At 39.4% G+C, this 19,227-nt stretch carries 17 protein-coding genes and 1 riboswitch; of the genes, 9 read left to right on the top strand and 8 right to left on the bottom strand.

Annotation, left to right across the window (positions count from 1 at the left end; genetic code table 11):
• The first annotated feature begins 9 nt into the window (after positions 1-9).
• Together KZP23_RS19610 and KZP23_RS19605 are read left to right on the top strand one after the other, a co-directional pair.
• A complete protein-coding gene (locus tag KZP23_RS19610; RefSeq protein ID WP_226333460.1) occupies positions 10-336 on the top strand; it encodes a hypothetical protein in 327 nt (108 codons plus the stop codon).
• Positions 337-354: 18 nt separating this feature from the next.
• On the top strand, positions 355-1,068 hold the full coding sequence (locus KZP23_RS19605) for a DUF4198 domain-containing protein (RefSeq protein ID WP_226333459.1): 714 nt from the start codon (positions 355-357) through the stop codon (positions 1,066-1,068).
• A 398-nt stretch (positions 1,069-1,466) separates the two neighbouring features.
• On the opposite strand, the gene cobC is transcribed toward KZP23_RS19605, so the two are convergent.
• The 8 genes from cobC to mgrA all read right to left on the bottom strand — a co-directional run bounded on the left by cobC (position 1,467) and on the right by mgrA (position 8,959).
• Positions 1,467-2,015: an alpha-ribazole phosphatase gene (gene cobC, locus KZP23_RS19600; protein ID WP_226333458.1), complete on the bottom strand. Its 549-nt coding sequence runs from the start codon at positions 2,013-2,015 to the stop codon at positions 1,467-1,469.
• Positions 2,000-2,806 carry an adenosylcobinamide-GDP ribazoletransferase gene (locus KZP23_RS19595; RefSeq protein WP_226333457.1) on the bottom strand — a complete coding sequence of 269 codons (807 nt, stop codon included), beginning with the start codon at positions 2,804-2,806 and terminating at the stop codon, positions 2,000-2,002. Before KZP23_RS19595 ends, cobC begins: the two co-directional genes overlap by 16 nt.
• A gap of 34 nt (positions 2,807-2,840) precedes the next feature.
• The gene (gene cobT, locus KZP23_RS19590) at positions 2,841-3,881 is read right to left on the bottom strand and encodes a nicotinate-nucleotide--dimethylbenzimidazole phosphoribosyltransferase (RefSeq protein ID WP_226333456.1); all 1,041 of its coding nucleotides are present in this window, start codon (positions 3,879-3,881) and stop codon (positions 2,841-2,843) included.
• Positions 3,881-4,612 carry a Dph6-related ATP pyrophosphatase gene (locus tag KZP23_RS19585; protein ID WP_226333455.1) on the bottom strand — a complete coding sequence of 244 codons (732 nt, stop codon included), beginning with the start codon at positions 4,610-4,612 and terminating at the stop codon, positions 3,881-3,883. Before KZP23_RS19585 ends, cobT begins: the two co-directional genes overlap by 1 nt.
• Position 4,613: 1 nt before the next feature.
• On the bottom strand, positions 4,614-5,126 hold the full coding sequence (locus KZP23_RS19580; RefSeq protein ID WP_226333454.1) for a bifunctional adenosylcobinamide kinase/adenosylcobinamide-phosphate guanylyltransferase: 513 nt from the start codon (positions 5,124-5,126) through the stop codon (positions 4,614-4,616).
• Positions 5,123-5,479, bottom strand: coding sequence for a DUF5522 domain-containing protein (locus KZP23_RS19575; protein ID WP_226333453.1), 357 nt, complete (start codon positions 5,477-5,479; stop codon positions 5,123-5,125). Before KZP23_RS19575 ends, KZP23_RS19580 begins: the two co-directional genes overlap by 4 nt.
• A 3-nt stretch (positions 5,480-5,482) precedes the next feature.
• Positions 5,483-7,396: a TonB-dependent receptor plug domain-containing protein gene (locus KZP23_RS19570; RefSeq protein WP_226333452.1), complete on the bottom strand. Its 1,914-nt coding sequence runs from the start codon at positions 7,394-7,396 to the stop codon at positions 5,483-5,485.
• Between the two features lie 107 nt (positions 7,397-7,503).
• A riboswitch (cobalamin riboswitch) is annotated at positions 7,504-7,703 on the bottom strand.
• Between the two features lie 266 nt (positions 7,704-7,969).
• Entirely contained in the window at positions 7,970-8,959 is a 990-nt protein-coding gene (gene mgrA, locus KZP23_RS19565; RefSeq protein WP_226333451.1) for an L-glyceraldehyde 3-phosphate reductase, read from the bottom strand.
• Between the two features lie 383 nt (positions 8,960-9,342).
• On the opposite strand from mgrA, the gene KZP23_RS19560 reads away from it, so the two are divergent.
• From KZP23_RS19560 to KZP23_RS19530, 7 genes are all read left to right on the top strand, one after another.
• Positions 9,343-9,756 (top strand): hypothetical protein, encoded by a 414-nt coding sequence (locus tag KZP23_RS19560; protein ID WP_226333450.1) that lies wholly within the window; start codon positions 9,343-9,345, stop codon positions 9,754-9,756.
• Between the two features lie 1,302 nt (positions 9,757-11,058).
• Entirely contained in the window at positions 11,059-11,316 is a 258-nt protein-coding gene (locus tag KZP23_RS19555) for a hypothetical protein (protein WP_226333449.1), read from the top strand.
• A gap of 266 nt (positions 11,317-11,582) precedes the next feature.
• Complete coding sequence (locus KZP23_RS19550; protein ID WP_226333448.1) at positions 11,583-12,263, top strand: haloacid dehalogenase type II; 681 nt, start codon at positions 11,583-11,585, stop codon at positions 12,261-12,263.
• A gap of 320 nt (positions 12,264-12,583) precedes the next feature.
• On the top strand, positions 12,584-13,156 hold the full coding sequence (locus tag KZP23_RS19545; protein ID WP_226333447.1) for a TetR/AcrR family transcriptional regulator: 573 nt from the start codon (positions 12,584-12,586) through the stop codon (positions 13,154-13,156).
• Between the two features lie 126 nt (positions 13,157-13,282).
• Entirely contained in the window at positions 13,283-14,608 is a 1,326-nt protein-coding gene (locus tag KZP23_RS19540) for a TolC family protein (RefSeq protein WP_226333446.1), read from the top strand.
• Positions 14,609-14,633: 25 nt separating this feature from the next.
• Positions 14,634-15,758 (top strand): efflux RND transporter periplasmic adaptor subunit, encoded by a 1,125-nt coding sequence (locus KZP23_RS19535; RefSeq protein ID WP_226333445.1) that lies wholly within the window; start codon positions 14,634-14,636, stop codon positions 15,756-15,758.
• A gap of 21 nt (positions 15,759-15,779) precedes the next feature.
• Positions 15,780-18,938 carry an efflux RND transporter permease subunit gene (locus tag KZP23_RS19530; protein ID WP_226333444.1) on the top strand — a complete coding sequence of 1,053 codons (3,159 nt, stop codon included), beginning with the start codon at positions 15,780-15,782 and terminating at the stop codon, positions 18,936-18,938.
• Positions 18,939-19,227: the final 289 nt, after the last annotated feature.

Raw genomic sequence — 19,227 nt, 5'->3', positions numbered from 1 at the left:
TGATGAATTATGAATTATTGCAGTCCTGAAGTATTGATGATGAAAGATGATTTCATTCTTACCAGATGTGAACACTGTGGTCGTATGGGGATGATGTTTGGCCAATGTATGGTTGGTTTCAGCGAAATAGACTTTAAGGGTTTTTGTCTGTATATAGATGAACTTTCATTTGATGGAAACTATAGTCCATTTTATGATGGAGTGGATAGGATTGTATTGGAAACATACCATATGGATATCCAATTTTCATTGCTAGAGGAGGACTTTTACAGGTTAAAATCTTATTTGCAGGAAGCACAAGTGCAAATAAAAATCAATGATTTATTAAGAAACTAACATTAAAAAAAATAACAGATGAAAACTAAATTCAGCTTATTATTGGCCATGGCTTTATTGATCAACTTAGGCAATGCTATGGCACATGCATTATGGATCGAAACAGCCATCAAAGGAAAAAAGGGAGAAGCACAAGAAATCAAAATTTACTATGGTGAGTATGCAGAAGGGGTGATAGAGCAAGTGGAAGATTGGTATTCAGATGTAAAGGAATTTGAGCTTTGGTTGATCGACCCTGAGGGTAACAAAACCCTTTTGGAAACTGAAGAAAAAAAGGATCATTTTACCAGTAGTTTTACTCCTGAGATGGATGGAGTGTACCGTCTTCAGATAGGACATGCTGCCCAGGATCTAGGAGGGGAGTATCTCTATCAATTCAATACTGCCACACAAGTAAGTGTCGGAAAAGTCAATGAGATGGGCCTAGAGGGAGCCAAAACAGATTTGGCTTTGCTCTTGTCTTCACCAGTTAATGGAAAGCTGAAAGAAAGCCTGTCATTTAAGACCTACTTTAAGAATAATCCTAAAGCAGGAGTGAAAGTTGCTGTGGCCAGTCCAGAAGGTTGGAGCAAGGAATATGAGTCAAATGAAGAAGGCGAAGTGACCATTGATACACCGTGGAAAGGGCAATACCTCATTGAAGCGACTTATACAGAAGAAGTATCCGGAGAGCATCATGGGGCCCCGTATGAATTTATCTGGAGATGTGCCACCCAAAGTATAGAAAAATAGGTTTGTAATTTTTTAACTGACTGACGACCCCATCAAAGTGAAGACTTTGGTGGGGATTTTTTTTAATAAATAGCTGTTCGGGATTCCAAATCCCGAACAGTTTCTAATAAGATCTAAAAGTCCTAATATGACCGAATCAATAGAGATTGACTTTGGAACTATTATCTTTTTCAATATTGATCTGATTAAGAGGCGATTGTTGAATAGTGATCTTACTATTGGTCATTTTTAGGTCAAATAATCCCGTTCTTATAATTTGAGGATTTTCTTTTTATGGTTTCGGGGATAGGGGTTTCTGATTTTCCTGTGGTTGGTGTCCTCTTTCTTGCACATGGCAGAAACTGATCAGTCAGAAGCTGGGTGGAATTTGCAATTCCGCCTATCGTGTAAAGATGGGGCTAAATAGATTGCACATTATCTAATTGAAGCCTAATTATTTCTCCATATTCCACTTTTAGGTCAAAGGAATCTTTTAAAGCAATATTATTGACATGTGCATGCATGGCCCGAATGGGCCCGGCATGCGTGACAATAGCAATAGGACCAGCCGGCAATTTGTTTAGTTCATTCAAAAAATCAATGCCTCTGTTTGAAAGTTTATGGTAGGATTCTCCATTGGGGCAGGGGGTATGGACAAAATCTTCCATCCATGGATTGAGTTCTTTATGAGGGATTTTATTCCAAGCTTTCATTTCCCAATCCCCAAAATCAAGTTCCTTGAGTCTATGGTCTTCTATTATGAAATTCCCAAAGAGTCCGACGGCAAGTTTTTTACATCTTTTTAAAGGACTGGAATAGATGGATTGGAAATTGATATTTTGGGGAAGGTTTTCTTCTACCAATCTTAAGTCCTTTTCAAAACTACTGGCCAACTCCAAGTCCGTTTGGCCATAGCAAATCCCCTTTTCTATGGCCGGTTGTGTATGCCGTATCAGGAAAATTTCCATATGATCAATAGACTCAGGTAAAAGATGACCTCGGTGATCTGTTGTACAGCTCCTAAGGTGTCTCCAGTAAAACCACCAATCCATTTATTGAACCAGCGGCCTAACCACCATTTTGTGATAAAGCAAGGAATCAATACTAGGAAAACGATATAATTTTGGAATAGTGCCAGTGGTAGAAGTCCGGTTATAGTAGCCACAAAGAGGTCCATATTATTGATTTTTTCCTTGGCCATTGGTTTAGATTTACTACCGATCGTATCGTTTAATTTGGCATATTGATGAGTTTTGAAAAAGGTCAAAGCCATATACCTACTGATGGCATGTCCTGATATAAAACAGGCTAGTAAAGACTGGTAGAACTCAAAGGAATAGGCATTTCCCTTGGCCCAATTGACCAATTCCATCAATGCCAGAAACTTTACAGGTAAAAGTATCAATAGTCCAAGTACACCATAGGTGCCCAACCGGCTGTCCTTCATAATGCTAAGGATCTTTTCTTTGGTCCAGCCTCCTCCAAAACCATCAAGTGTATCTGCAAAACCATCTTCATGAAAACCTCCTGTCAACAGCATGCTAATTCCCATGGAGAGGAAAATGGTGATTTTGACCGAAAGGAAATTCAAAAAGAGCAGTACGATCAAACCGGAAATTCCACCGACTATCCAGCCTATCATAGGGAAATATTTCCTGGATAGATTCAAATACTCCTCGGAGTGGTCTACCCAACTAGGACAGGGAATACGGGTATAAAACATTACTGCAGTAAAGAAAGCCTGTATCTCTTTCTTCATATGAAAATATTAAAGGTTTTAATCAAATTGGTTCTTAAGTCTTGCTTACGCCGGCACTTTCAAAACTGGCCATTTCATTTAGAAAGGTACAGGCTGCAGCAATAACCGGATAAGCAACAGCTACTCCAGACCCTTCACCAAGCCTCATTTCCAGATTTAAAACTGGTTTTGCTTTTAAGTAATCTAACATGGCCCGGTGTCCCTTTTCATTGGAACAATGGGTAAATATACAATAGGCTTTGATGGCAGGATGCATCTTATGGGCTAGCAATAGTGCAGCAGTGGAAATAAAACCATCTACCATGATGATCATCTTTTTTTCGGCTGCCTTTAACATAGCCCCACATATTTGAGCAATTTCAAATCCCCCAAAACTAGCTAAAATTGCCAATGGATCTTCACTACTAGTATGAAAATCAACGACTTTTTCTAAGGTTTCAAGCTTTTTCTTTAACTGCTCAGGATCGGTTCCAGTACCTAAACCTACACAGTCCTTTAGGGGGAATTTACAAACGGCCTGCATGATCAGAGCAGCGGAGGAACTATTGCCAATGCCCATTTCGCCAAAGCCAATGATATTGGTACCTAGCTCAAATGCCTTCTCCACCATATCAGCCCCTTTTGTCATGGCCATTTCGGCTTCAGCTAGGGTCATGGCGGCTTCCTGAAGATAATTTTTGGTTCCAAATGCAATTTTTGCGTCGATCAGCCCGGGTGCTTCTCCAAAATCATGGTTCACCCCAGCATCGATAACTTTAACTTCAATATTGTTCTGCTGAGCGATCACATTTACGGCAGCTTTGCGAGAAAGAAAATTCATGACCATCTGAAAGGTTACTTCCTGAGGATAGGGGTTGACCAAGCCTTCTTGGGCGATACCATGATCTCCAGCAAAAACCAAGATTTGAGGCTTTTTCAGTATTGGATTGCTACTTTGTTGTATCATACCGATTTGCAGGGCCAGCTCTTCTAATTGGCCCAAGGCGCCTATAGGCTTGGTTTTTTGATCTATTTTTTGTTGGAGTACCCCTTTTAATTGAGGGTTGTCAATTTTATCAATCTCAACTTTGATCATCAGTTTTTGGGAATAAGGTCAATATAGTGAAAGCCTGAAAGTTGTTTTTTTTCTTCTGTTTTGGGCAGGCAAGCGTCATTCAAGTCCTTAGGCGATTCATAACTTCTGAAAATTTTCTCTCCTAAATCAAATTCAATGGGATGATTGAAAATCGGGCCATCAAAAACAAAGGTGTGAAATTCACCATTTTCCCCGCATGGATCTACTGAAGAGGGGAGGGCTTTCAAGAAATCCTGATCAATTACTTTTCCTACAAATTCAGCGGGCAAAAGATCTGCTTTGGTGCAAACCACGATGGTTTTAAAGCCCAGATCCAAGAATTCTTGGATAAGCCATTTGGTGTCTTTTTTCCAAAGTGGAAAGTGGCCTTTAAGCCCCACTTCTGCCAATCGTTCTTCTCTATATTTTTTTAGGTCCTCCAAAAATATATCACCGAAAATACTATGGCTGATATTTTCATTTTTTAATGGCTCAAGGTTTTCCTTCATGATCCGGTCATAATCTGACATACTGGGCATTTCAGGCAGTCGAATTTCTTTAATCGGGAGCCCGATGGAGCTGCCTTGGGCATATAGTAATTCCTTGCGCACCCCATGCATGGATATCCGGTCAAATTGGGCATTAACTGTAGTCATCAATGATGTGACCTCGAATTTCTTCTCATGGAGTATATGGTACAGGGCCAATGCACTGTCTTTGCCACCACTCCAATTAAATATGCTTTTTATCATCTTATTTGAGCTCAATGGATAATCCAGAAACCATAAAGGTAGCTTTGTGGGCGTTCTTTGCAATGAATTGGTTGATCCAGCCTTGGAGTTCAGTAAATTTTCTGGCTACCGCTGTTTGTGCATGTATTCCCATGCCGATTTCATTGGATATGATAATGAGGTTGGTCTCATCAGAGGCATTTTGAAAAGTAATTTCAAGTTCTTTTTTGCAGGACTCCAAGCAGTAACTGATGTCATTTTTACTGTCTGCGTACCAGTTGGTGAGCCAAAGGGTTACACAGTCCATCACTATTGTTTTGTTTGAGATATCCACCTTGCTGAGGTATTTTTCCTCTTCGATGGTGGTCCAACGTTCATCCCTATCTGCAAGGTGCCTATCTACTCTTTTTTTGAAATCATCATCCCAAATTCTGGAAGTGGCCAGATAATAGGGGCTTTCAGAGAGTTGTTCCGCCAGTTCCTGTGCGTAGCGGCTTTTGCCGGATCTTTCACCTCCAGTAATATAATAGATCATGATTTATTGATTTTATCATAAGGACAATTCTTGCAACCATTTCCACAGCACTTTCCCTGTCTGAGCAGGTACCAAGCAGTGAAGACGTAAAAGCCTTGTTCATTTATGGTATAGTCTATACCTTCTATTAGTTGTTCCGGCAATCCCAGTTTTTGGATTGTTTTAACCTTTTGGCCATCCAGGGATGCGGTGTAATTGTTAATGCTGTTGATGGCTTCCGCTTTTAAGCAGCTAGGACAAAGGCAGCCTTTGCCATCTTCCAAGGGGAAAATAGGAGGAAAAGCACTGCACCAGCATTGGCTGGAACAGTGAAATTTGTTTTGACAATTGGGACAGTGCTTTTCTTTGACCATTATTTAAAATTGATAACTGGCACCAATATTAAAGTTTCTTCCTCTGGTGGTGTAACCATAAATCGCCGTAAATTCTTCGTCCAGTAAATTATTTATTCCGGCATATAATTTAAGCTTTTTATTTAGAACTGCTTGTTGGGCGTAGAGGTCTATTAGGCCATAACTATCCAATTCCAATTCTCCACCATAGCCCCAATCATAAATGGTTCTCTTGCTGGTGAAATTATATTTCAAGGAAACCACTGTATTGTCCGTTGGCTTGGCCAGGAAGGCCATTCCCCATTTGTTTTTTGGGATTCGGTAAAATGTTTCTGGTTTATCGGTACTTACGTGGGCATAGTTTCCGTTTATCTCGAAGAACTGGTTTACTTTCCACGAAAGATCAGCTTCAAATCCTTCCACCCGTCTTTCGTTAGTAGTATTTTGGTATTCGCCTCTCACATAATTGCCCTCTTCATCGTAGATAGAAACGAAGTCAATCGGGTTTGATTCATCCCTTGTGAAATGTACCAAGTTCACAGTGAAGTCTTTGCCAATATAGAAGGATATGCCCTGTTCATAATTGATGGATTCCTCAGGTTGAAGCTGGGTATTTCCGTAAAGAGGGGAATTCAATTGGTATAGCGTGGGAGTGACATAGGAGCTGGAAACCGAGGCAAGAATTTTCATGCTTACCCTATCAGAAATGGCTGTTAAATAAGATGGGTTCAGGTTGTAAACGAATTTGCTGTTGTATTCCGAATGCGTATTTAATCGGGCTCCACCATGAAGGTTAAAGCCACTGTTGGATTCGTAGAATAAACTTGCATAGGGATCGACCAAAGTGAATTTATTCTCATCAAAGTTCAATTCACCAGGCTGTTCGTAAGAGAGTTGCTGCAGGTTTACACCCCAGAGACCTTTTAGGCCATTTAGGATTTGATGTTCTTGGGTCAGGTCGAGCTGCAAGTTTCTTCCTTTGTATTCACTTGGAAAGCTACTGATAAATTCCCTTTCATTGATATTATAAATTGACTTGAGTTTGATCGTTCCCTTGCTATAGGTATAGCTAGGCGTTAAGCCTATTCTAAATTGCTGATTGGTCTGTTGGTTATCAGCGTCGGTGAAAGTATTGTCGTCATAATCAGCCTCCATATCATCATAGGCAGAAACAAAGTCCAATTGAAATCGGTCTGAAAAGGCATAACCCAATTTCAATAGGGCATTTTGCCTTTTCATGCCGTCTTTCCCAAATGGAGTAGGGGATTGTTCTTCGGATGCAGATGAAAATCCATCTGAAAGGTAGGTGCTTCCTGAAAGCATATAATTAAATTTATTGCTTTTACCGTGAAGGTTAAGCCCTCCTCTGTAGGTGCCATATGAACCTCCATTGATATCCACAGAACCTGCCAAGGTTTTATCCTGTAGTCCAGATTTAAGTTTAATGCTGATAACTGCAGCGGAAGCTCCTGTTCCATACAGTGTGCTCAATCCACCCTTTAAAACTTCAATGGATGCTACTTGGTCCAAAGATAGTAACCTGAGGTCATAGGTAGAGGCTATTCCAGAGGGATCATTGATAGGGACACCGTCTATGAGAATTAGGGTGTTTTTACTGCTAGCACCTCTGACAAAATAATTGATGTTGGTACCTGGTGAGCCGAAATTACCTTCTATTTGTATTCCGGGGACTTCATTGAGCAGGTCGGCGACAGTTTTGCCTGCATTTTGTTCAATGGCTTCTTGATCCAGTTTGTAAATAGACTTTCCGGATTTTTCTATTGGAATTTCAAATTTCGTACCTGTAACTACTACCTCTTCTAATTCAGTAGTGTCTTGGGAAAATGTTTGGGAGGGAGAGAAATAAAGGCCCGCCAATACTATTGAAGCAGCCAATTTTCTCCCTTTTTTTGTAAAGGGAACAATACTTTTGTTCATAGCGTAATGATGAATATTAAGAGTTTGACACTATGAACTTTCTGGGAAAACTGATAAAAACACCCTCAGCGCTAAGAATGATTTTTCATGGCTTTTCACCCGAAAGCTCTGAATAACAGTTATTGGCAGGTCTTCTGACTTACTTCACTTTTGACGGCCTTCCCGTCTGCCTAGGCGGACAGTGGCTGTAGATGCCAAAAGCTGCATTGAAGTTTACAGCTGCGGGTACAGTTTCGGACTTACACCGAATTCCCTATTAAACCCATCCCCGAAATAGGAGACAGGTACCAAAAACTTGTGCAAAGGTAGTTATTTTTTAGGAATCAGCTTAAAAAAATAGTTTTAGTATAATTTTAATGGAGGGATTAAAAAAAAGCATCCATGTAATTTCATAGATGCTTTTTAGAATATGAATATCCGCAATTGTACCAGTTAAGGTCAAAAGAGGTTCTAAACGAATGCTTAAACTAAAACAAAAACTGCTTCGGTCTTCAATCTTCCGACCACTTCATCAAAGGATTTCAGGTTACTGGCATTAGCGGATAATCAGGATTTAGAATAAATGATGACTGATTATTTCAGGATATCCTCAATTTTACTAAGTTCTTCATTTGAAAAATCCAGTCTATTCAGACATTTCAGAGAATCTTCCAACTGGCTGGTTTTGCTGACTCCGATAAGTACGGAAGTTACCCTATCATCTTTTAATAACCAAGAAAGGGCCATTTGTGCCAAGCTCTGCCCTCTTTCTTGGGCCAGTTCGTTCAAAGCCTTTATTTTTTGAAGTGTGGTCTCAGTAATATCGGCCTCTTTGAGGAAACCGTGTGCTTTTGCAGCCCTGGAATCTTCAGGGATTCCTTTCAAATATTTATCGGTCAGCATCCCCTGTGCCAATGGAGAGAAAGGAATGCAGCCTACACCTTCTTGTCCCAAAACATCCAGTAGACCACCTTCTACCCAACGTTCAAACATGGAGTATTTAGGTTGATGGATAAGGCATGGAGTGCCCATTTCCCTAAGGATATTAATGGCTTTTTGTGCATCATCTGCCTTATAATTGGAAATTCCCACATATAAAGCCTTGCCTTGTTGGACGATTTGATGTAGTGCGCCCATGGTTTCTTCCAGTGGCGTTTCTGGATCAGGTCTGTGATGATAAAAAATATCCACATATTCCAGTCCCATTCTTTTCAGACTTTGGTCAAGACTGGAAATCAAATATTTTTTCGATCCCCAATCGCCATAGGGACCATCCCACATCAAATAACCGGCTTTTGAAGAAATGACCAATTCATCTCTAAGACCGGTAAAATCTTCTTTAAGTATTTTGCCGAAATTTTCTTCAGCAGAACCTGGAGGCGGACCATAATTATTGGCCAGGTCAAAATGGGTAATGCCTGAGTCAAAGGCCAGTTGCAATATTTTACGGGAGTTTTCCAAAACATCCACATGGCCGAAATTATGCCAAAGCCCCAAGGAAAGTGCAGGTAGTTTAAGTCCACTTTTTCCACAGCGACGATAGGTCATGTTTTTATATCGATCGGGATGAGGTAAATAGCTCATAAGGTTTATTGTGATTTTGAAATTTTACAAAGGATGCAATATAATCAGAAAGGTCCAGCTTTTCCCCATCTTGCGAGAGCGTAAACAATAAATTATTTATAAAAATAAATGTTTAAGAATTTAAGACTGAATAGCGGCATGATCGATATGAGACCCTAAAAATAATGGTATGTTTGTAAAAATCTTTAATGGTTTGAAGTATAAAAAACATTATTTAAAATACGTTTTAATATATAAAAAATGAAAAAACATTTGTTTGTTTGAAATTAAATACAGACATTAGATATATAGAAAATCAAAATAACCAGCGCGTAGAAAGTGAGCCAAATGGTTAAATTTTTGTTTCATTAATTGTTTTTGATATGCTATTAGAACAAAGGAGAATGAATCCCAATTTTCTTCCCTCATATGGAAAGAAAACATTCGAGAGGAATCTAATACCGCTATTGGATTGGATTCCGATGATGCAAAAAGAGTTTGATAGGGTAGAAAGAATAATAGGGAATGAACTTAGACCGGAGGCAGCTTATTATTATTATGATTTCTACGATTTGGCGCAGATTATTAAGAGGAAGTTGCTTGAATGCCCAGCTATTGAAGTGTCTGATTTGATCGCGGCAAAGGCTAAGCTTGATTTTGGTTCAGAAGTTTTTCCTGAATGTAACAGGGAGGCTTTATGGGGACTATTAAGTGCTGCTGTACAAATTGACCATGCTAATCACTCCTATTTAGAGAATAAAATAAAGGATAAAACTGTTTTGAAACTGCTTAATGCAATTAAAAATTCTTTTCGTTGATTTTTTTAATATGTCAAACTTGGTGAGAAAGGTTCGGGGAATTTTCCCGAACCTTTTTAATGATTACTATTCTCTTTTTGCTTTAAGAACGGCTGGTCAAAACGGATCAGTCCTAAAAGTTGGGGTCAAGCAATATTTCCGGGGGTGAATAGTTTTCAACTTAAATTTTGTTTACCCTTGTCAGGTTAAGTGTAGTTGAAGTAATCAACCTGCCCAGACAGTCAATTGTGTAAAAGGATGAATAAACAGATATCTGTGTTCATCTTTGTCCATCTGTGGTTAATAAATAGCGCATATCAAAGCTATAATAGACCGTTTTTCCCTGCTTTTCGGCTTGGTCCAACCCTAGCCCAAACTAATACCAAAGTAATACCAGAGCTGGGGCAAAGCTGTATCAAAGCTGGGGTAAAGCTGGGGCAAAGCTGGGTTTAGCCCTCTTTTTGTTCATAAACTCCCTTTCTGGTCCAGATTTGCAATTTGGATCCATAAATAAACGGCATTAAATAGTGTGTATCAAAGCTAAAATAGACTGTTTTCCTCCAGCTTTTCGCCTTTGTCCGTAAAAACTGGTAGCTGTGTGATGGAGAGACGGGAAGCAAGGGCTTTTTTGACAAATTATTTCATTTCTGGAAATTAATAATGATGTTTTTAATAGGACTATTTCCCTGGACTTAACTTTATCATAATAGATGTGTGTCTGCTTTGCTGCAGGTAGCCCCATGTAAACGTGAGGGCCTGACCTGTAAGCTGGCTACTCGCTAAAAACAGTCACTGACTGTTTTCTTTACGCATGGAACTCCACGGTGCGAGCTAGCTCATTTTCTTAACGATCTTCTCAATCGTTCCAAAACTGAATGCTCCAAAGGTCAAATAATAGATTTCGCTGGATATTTTGTTTATTAGAGGATACGTGAAAAGGTACCGATACACATATAATAATTTGTTCAAAAAATGGAATTTTAAAGCTGGTAGAAAAATACCCTAATTATGGTATTTTTTATTCAAAAATATCTTTTATGAGGGTTAGAAGCTGAGCAAATATGTTGATAAGTTGTTGATAAAAAGAAAGGTACCGATGGTTTTCGTCATTGTTTTTGTAAAATACTCTTTCTACTTTTAGATGAATTAATGCACTTCGGCTGCTTTATTCTAATTATGACGTTAAATTTTCAACTGTGTTTTGCTGCCAACCTGTAAATCAGAAATGATCCGGTCTTGAAATAGAGTGGTCAGCTAAAGGGCCTTTTTAAGGAATTGTTTGTGTCTGTATATTGCAATAAAAAATCATTAAAATTATAGTATATGCTAATTTCATCTACAAATGGATTTCTCTCAATAGTGAACTGTCCTTCAGATGGAGACCATGTTCTGGTAAGGGCAACAAAAAAGGTTGTGTTGTCCCGGTTGTTCGATGATAGAAGAATTAAGTTTATTGAAGAAGAAGGGTTTGATTTTGGTGTTTCGGTTTGTAAGCAAGAGCTTGCTGATATTTTGGTCAAAATGGTTAAAAGTATAGATTATACCAATTTTAGATCAGACTTCTCTACTGTGGACGCCTAGTTGTTGCAGTAATCTATTTTCAATTGAGAATTATAGTGCGTTTTTAAATTTCCATTCCTTGTCTTGTATTAAGGAAGGAGACCTGTTTTATATTTTTACAGCTTGATTTTTCCTGATTATAATTGGGGCTTACATTTTATTATCCTTTTTAAAATCGTAAATTCATGAGCGGTCATTCACCGATATTTTGAATGGCAGAGAAAGTTTTTCAATCTGCTGTTTGGTGTGGTGATCTTATTGTTGATAGCCGATAAAATAGCCTTAATATGCGTATTTCACTTGCCTTTGATGTACATGGAACCTTGGTTGATGCTTCTAATGTGATCAATTCATTGGAGAAATTTATGGGGAGACAAGCTGCTGAAGTTTTAGAGACATGGAAATACAAGCAGCGTGAATATGCTTTTCGACATAGGCTTATGGAAGAAGATGTAGATTTTACGGTTTGTTCTGAACAGGCCTTGGAATATGCTTGTCTGTATCATAAATTAAATATAAAAGATGGGGAAAAAGCAGAAATAATGGAATATAGCAAGGCATTGCCTGCTTATCCTGAAGCCCTTGCAGCGCTAAAGGCCTTAAAAAAATTAGGGTTTCGCTTGTTTGCTTTCTCCAATGGGCCGCAAGATGAGGTAAGGACTTTGCTGGCCCAAGCAGGCTTGGCTTCCCAGTTTGAAAATATTTATAGTGTTCAGGGGACGAAGACTTTTAAGCCGGATCCGGAGGTTTATGAGAATTTTTTGAGGTATAATCATACAGGCCATCAATTTACCTGGTTTATTTCAGGAAATTCCTTTGATATCATCGGAGCAAAAAATGTTGGACTTAAGGTGGTTTGGGTGCAGCGATCACCGGATATTGTGATGGACCCTTGGGGAGTAGAACCAGATATGACGGTGAAGATTTTGACTGATTTGGTGCCATTTTTTGAAGGTAAAAATAACTAATAATACAGGGTGTTGGTAATGAGATGATTATCAAAAAGGTTGTGTGCAGCTGGAACCTTTTATCCTGAATCCTGCTTTTTAATGAACTGAATATTCAAGGATGTAGAGATAGAGAGTGGAGTATTCATTTAAGTTAGTTTAAGGTAGGGTTGAGGTGGATAAAATGGTTGGTTTTCCAGTGAAAAGATCATTTTTTGTTCTTGTAATTCAGTGATTTAAGCTTCTTTTGTCAATTTGTGTTTCTAAAATTTAAATATCATGGAACTAATTTCTCTTTTTGTTGATTGAATGTTCATTCGGTTTTATGGAGAAAAGATTTGATGAGTAAGAAAGAACAAATATTAGCGGCTACCCTTGATTTGATTAAAGACCATGGTTTTCATGGCTGCCCCATGAGCATGGTGGCCAAAAACTCAAATGTAGCAGCGGGAACGATTTATCATCATTTTGAAAATAAGGATGATCTTATTTTAGAATTATATCATTATGTAAATCAAAAATTGGTTGACTTAGCAGTACGGGGTGATGATCCTAATAAGGATTTTAAATCTCGATTTATGGACTTTTGGCACAATTTGAAAAGCTTTTATTTGCAGGAAAAATCCATTCATGGTTTTATAGAGCAGTTTATGAATTCACCTTATAATTCTGAGGAGGTTCAAATGGGCAAGAATAAATGGCATGATTGGTTGCATGATTTTTTTTCAGAGGGAATTAATACTGGTGTATTGAGATCAGGTGTCAAGCCAGCCATTTTGGCTATTCTGGTTCATGGAAGTGTGGTCAGCTCGGTTAAAGTAAGCCTTAACCAAAGTAAAAAAGTGCATCGTGACCAACTTGACCTAGGGGAGATCGCCGAAGTGGTCTGGGATGGAATCAAGTTCCAAGGCTGATATTTTAAGATCCAAAATAATCCAAAAATTTTGAAGGATAGTAAATGTCTTGATCCAGTGATCCAGGATGGAAAACTATATAGTAAAATAGATAAATCAAGTGTTTTAAGTATAAATTTTATGAGGATGAGTAAATACCTACTTCTGTATTTAGTTGCAGGAGCTTTATTATTTCCGAATGTCAGCTCAGCGCAAGACGTGGTGGGCAAGACTAGCCAAGCGGCTCTTACGCTGGAGCAGTGCATTCAGTATGCCTTGGACAATGGGCCGGGGATGCAACAGGCGATTTTGGATGAAAAAATAGGCGATCGTGAAATCAAATCAAGTTTGTCCGGTTGGTATCCTCAGGTTTCTGCGAATGCTTCTCTCAATGATAATATTAAATTGCAGCAACAACCAATAGGCGGGGAAGTGATTACTTTTGGGCAAAAGTATAATTCCGGAATATTACTTCAGGTTGATCAGCAGATTCTAAACAGGGATCAAATATTTGCGGGAAGAACTTCTAAGCACATCAAGAAACAGTACGAACAAAATATTGAAAATATTGAAATAGCCACTGTAGTCGATGTGAGTAAAGCATACTATGATATTTTATTGTCTTTTGAGCAGCTCAAGATACTTGATGAAAATCTTCTGAGACAGGAAAAACAGTATCATGATGCAAAAAGTAGATTTGAATCTGGCTTAGTGGATAAGACCGATTATCAGCGGGCCGCAATCACACTTTCCAATATTAAAAGTGATCAACGTAGGGTAAAAGAAAGTGTCAGTGCCAAAAAGGCATACCTTAAACAATTGATGGGGTATCCTACGGACGAGGACATTGCCTTGCGTTATGATTATGCCCATATGGAAAGCGTGGCGCTAGCCGACACCAGCAGGAGCTTGAGACCTGAGAACAGAATTGAATACAGGCAACTCCAAACGGAAGCCAATCTTGCACAATTGAATACAGGCTACCAAAAATGGGCTTACCTACCCAATATTTCAGCCAATTATAATTATAACTGGTTGTATTTTAATAATTCATTTTCGGATTTGTATGGTCAGAATTATCCCAAATCATCTTTGGGATTGACCTTGGCTTTTCCAATTTTTCAAGGGGGGAAACGACATCAGGAAATCCGCATTGCAGAGCTGCAACAGGAGAAAATCAATGTGGCTAAGAATGACTTGGAAAAGCAGATTAATACTGAATATCAAACTGCTTTGGCACAATACAAAAGTGATTTGTATGAATGGAGAACCATCAAATCAAATATGGATTTGGCGGAGGAAGTATACGATATCATCAAATTACAATATGATGAAGGAATAAAGGCTTATGTGGATTTGATAGTGGCTGAAACAGAACTCAGAACGGCACAACTTAACCATTATAACGCCATGTTCAATTTACTGTCAAGTAAAATCGACCTTGACAGGGCATTAGGAAACATAGAGATATAAAACAATGACAATAATTAAGCGGGAAATGAAACAGTTCTTATGGATAATTTTTAGTGCCGGTATGGTAGGGGCAATAAGCTCTTGCGGAACGGAGGCTACTACCCAGTCTAATCAACCATCGGCCGTCGCCGTTAAGGCCACAAAAGTGAAAAGTGAGCATGTGACTGGCCTGGATCAATACCCTGGTACAGTAGTGCCTTTGAATGAAATTCAAATCAGGCCTCAGGTCAGTGGGTATATTACGAAGATTTTTGTGGAAGACGGTCAGCAAGTAAGTAAGGGGCAAGCATTATATGAGATAGATAGAAGTAAGTACCAGGCAGCCTATGAGCAGGCCAAGGCCAATTTAAAAAGTGCCCAGGCCAATCTTGAGCGTGTCAAAAAGGATTTGGCGCGATATGAAATATTGGACCAAAAAGAGGCTATTGCTAAGCAACAATTGGATTATGCCAAAACAGATATTTTGACAGCGGAATCACAGGTGGCTTCTGCAGAAGCGCAAGTGAAGAGTGCAGAAACAGACTATAATTATTCTGTCATCAGGGCTCCTTTTTCAGGTACCATAGGAATTTCCCAGGTTCGGCTGGGAGCTCAGGTTAGTCCAGGACAAACTTTGTTGAATTCACTATCTTCCGATGATCCTGTTTTGGTTGATTTTGTGATCAATGAAAAGGATATCAGAAGATTCAGCAAAATGCTCAAAGATGAAAATCTAGCCGATTCCACTTTTACCATTAAGTTTGACAAGAACGATGTTTATTCCTATCCAGGGAAGTTGACGACCATGGACAGGGCTGTAGGAAGACAGTCCGGTACGATTAATTTAAGAGTAGAATTTCCAAATCCAGAAAAAGAGTTGATTGCTGGTATGACGGTCAATCTCCAAGTGCTCAACCAAGATATAGGAGAGCAGGTTACCATTCCATTTAAAGCAGTTACCGAGCAAATGGGCGAATATTTTGTGTATGTCATTGACGAGGAAAATACAGTTCATCAACAGAATGTTGCTTTGGGAACCAAGTTCGGGACTGATATAGTAGTTAGAAATGGGGTAAAACCTGGACAACAAATCGTGGTGGAAGGAATACAAAAGCTTCGTGAAGGTGCAAAAGTGAGAACAGAATCAGCAGCAGCCCAAGTAAGCAATTAATCGCTCAAAGCAGAAAATTTTATGATATCAGAAGTTTTTATTAAGCGCCCGGTGATGGCGATGGTGATCTCTATAGTCATTTTGCTAGTAGGAGCCATAGCCATCGTGAATTTACCGGTGACACAGTACCCTGATATTACCCCGCCGGTAGTGTCAGTATCAGCGAATTATACAGGTGCAGATGCTCAGACAGTGGAGCAAACTGTAGCCACGCCAATTGAAACCCAGATTAATGGTACTCCAGGCATGGCTTACATCAGTAGTAATAATACCAGCACAGGTCAGATGAACATGAATGTGACATTTGATGTGGGGACTGATATTGATATTGCTACCCTAGATGTTCAAAACAGGGTGAGTATTGCAGAACCGACACTTCCTGAAGCGGTAAAACGTCTAGGGGTGGTGGTAAGAAAGCGGAATCCAAGTATCATGATGGTGATCAGTATGTACTCTCCGAATGGTACCCATGATACCAAATTCCTTTCTAACTATACCAATATATTTATCAAGGATGCACTACTTAGGGTAAAAGGTGTAGGAGATATTAATGCCATTGGTCAGGATTTCAGTATGCGGGTTTGGTTGAAGCCTGATAAATTGGCCCAATATAATATTTCTTCCAAAGAGGTTTCAGCAGCTATTCAGGAACAAAATTTACAGGTAGCAGCAGGTACGGTAGGTGGTATGCCACAGGTCGATAGTCAGACTTTTGAGTATCCAATTACTGTAAATGGGAAGTTGGAAAGAAAAGAAGACTTTGAGGATATAGTAGTAAGGACAAATCCAGAGGACGGTACATTGGTTTACCTGAAGGACATTGCTAGAATTGAATTTGGTGAATTTAATTATGGAAGGTTCTCATTGGTCAACGGAAAGCCGGCAGCCATCCTTTTGGTTTACCAAGCCCCTGGAAGTAATGCCATTGACACCGCAGAAGGGATTTATAAGGCCCTAGATGAAATGAAGGCATCTTTCCCTGCAGACATGGATTATGTGGTGCCTTTTGAGTCAGTTTCTGTGGTGCAGGTATCTATAGACGAAGTATTGCATACCTTGGTGGAGGCCCTTATTTTGGTGATTGTTGTGGTATTCCTTTTCTTACAAAACTGGAGGGCAACTCTTATTCCAATATTGGCGATACCAGTTTCAATTGTGGGGACATTTGTGTTCTTCATTCCTTTAGGGTTTACCGTAAATACCCTGACCATGTTTGGTTTTGTTTTGGCCATTGGTATTGTAGTGGATGATGCCATTGTGGTAGTGGAAGCAGCGCAGCATTACCTGGATTCACAAAGAATATCAGCCAAGGAAGCCACCATGAAAGCGATGAAGGATATTACCGCACCTGTAATTGCTATTGCATTGATTTTGGCAGCCGTGTTTATACCAGTAGGTTTTATACCGGGAATTGTGGGCAGGATGTACCAGCAGTTTGCCATTACCATTGCGATTTCTGTATTGCTTTCGGCCTTTGTGGCCTTGACCTTAACTCCTGCATTGTGTAGCTTATTGCTCAAGCCTAGTGAGATCAATAGGGAGTCCAAAGGGTTGAACAGGTTCTTTTATAAATTCAATACCTGGTTCGAAAAGGTTACATCCTCTTATGGTTCAGGGGTAAAGAAAAGCATTAAAGCAACACCATTGGTACTTATACTTTTGGCTTGTCTCTATGCAGGAACTTTCGGTCTTTTCCAATCCAAACCTACGGGCTTCTTACCAACGGAAGATGAGGGAAGATTGTTCGTTTCTCTGGAACTTCCTGAAAGTTCCTCAACTTCCAGAACCAGGGCCATTATGGATCAGATGTCTGAAATGATTACATCTACGGATGGAATTAGAAACGTTACTGGTATAGGAGGTTTGAATGCGATCAATTTCTCCTTTAAATCCAATAGTGGTACCTTCTTTATTCAGATGGACCCATGGGAAGAAAGAAAAGATCCTTCCAAACAGCTATTCGGGTTGATTGGGCAGTTGAACCAAAAGTTTTCTGCCATAAAAGAGGCCAATATTGTGGTGGTTCCACCACCTGCGATTCCTGGTCTGGGGCAAACCGGTGGTTTTAGCTTTATGTTGGAACAACGCGCTGGAGGAGATGTAAAGGAATTTGAACAAGTACTTGGACAGTTTTTGGCCGCAGCCAACCAAAGACCTGAAATCGCTATGGCCTACAGTTTCTTTACTGCTAAGACTCCTGGATATCATGTTACTGTGGACAGGGAAAAGGCTAAAAAACTGGGGGTAGCAGTGTCAGATGTTTTTTCTACCATGTCCACCTATATGGGAAGTTCCTATATTAATGATTTTACCCGCTATGGACGTAATTTCCGTGTGGTAGCGCAGGCAGATACTACTTATAGAATGGATATAGAGGATTTGGAACAGTATTATGTGATGAATGGTAAGGGAGAATCTGTTCCATTAGGTGCTTTGGTAGATTACGAAGTGGTTGAAAACGCTTCCGTTATTAGTCACTATAACTTATTTAGGTCTACAGAGGTGAATGGGAATGCAGCGGTTGGATATAGTAGTGGGCAAGCCTTGGCCGCTTTGGAGGAAGTGGCAGCGGAAGTGTTACCGGCTGGTTATGGATATGATTTCTCAGGATTGAGTAGAGAGGAATTGTCATCAGGAAATACCACCATTTTGATCTTTGCATTATCCATTATCTTAGTATCGCTATTGTTGGCAGCCTTGTATGAAAGCTGGTCAGTGCCGTTTTCTATCCTATTGGCCCTTCCTTTGGGTGCCTTCGGGGCGATTTTGGCACTTACTTTTCTGCCCAAATTGGATAATAACGTTTATGCTCAGATTGGTTTGGTAACCCTGATTGGTTTGGCGGCTAAAAATGCTATTTTGATCGTGGAGTTTGCCAAAGAAAGGGTTGATGCAGGCATGCCGTTATTGGCAGCAACAATTGAAGCGGTTAAACTAAGATTAAGGCCTATAGTAATGACTTCCTTGGCCTTTATCCTCGGTGTAGTTCCTCTGGCCCTCTCAAATGGGGCTGGTGCAGTTGCTAGACAGACGATAGGTTGGACAGTGATTGGTGGAATGCTAGCAGCTACCTTCCTTGCGATTTTTGTGGTACCTGTCTTATATGTGGTCATCACAAAGATCGCGTATGGTAAGAAGAATCTAGCAGCTTTGGAAAAAGGAGAGGCGTTAAAAGGATAAAAGAAGTAATTTTTAAGATTTTAAATAGCCTAAGGATGGAATGTCTTTAGGCTATTTTTTTTAATATTTATTAAAAAAAATGATTTTTAAATACATAAATATGTATATTATTTTTTATCTTTATATAAGATTGAAAAGTATAGAAGGCCTTATTGAAAATAACAGATCGTTTTTGCTTGAACTCTGAAACAGTAATAATAAGATGCGGGATGAATTTTTCGTTCCAGTATTTTTTATTTAAAGGGGGACTTAAATGTGATGAATATAAAAGCGGCTGATAAAAACATCT

The organism is Echinicola marina (genome assembly GCF_020463795.1).
In the GTDB taxonomy this organism is placed as follows: domain Bacteria; phylum Bacteroidota; class Bacteroidia; order Cytophagales; family Cyclobacteriaceae; genus Echinicola; species Echinicola marina.
The sequence above is the reverse complement of the archived record's forward strand: the minus strand, read 5'-3'. Positions and strand labels throughout refer to the sequence as shown.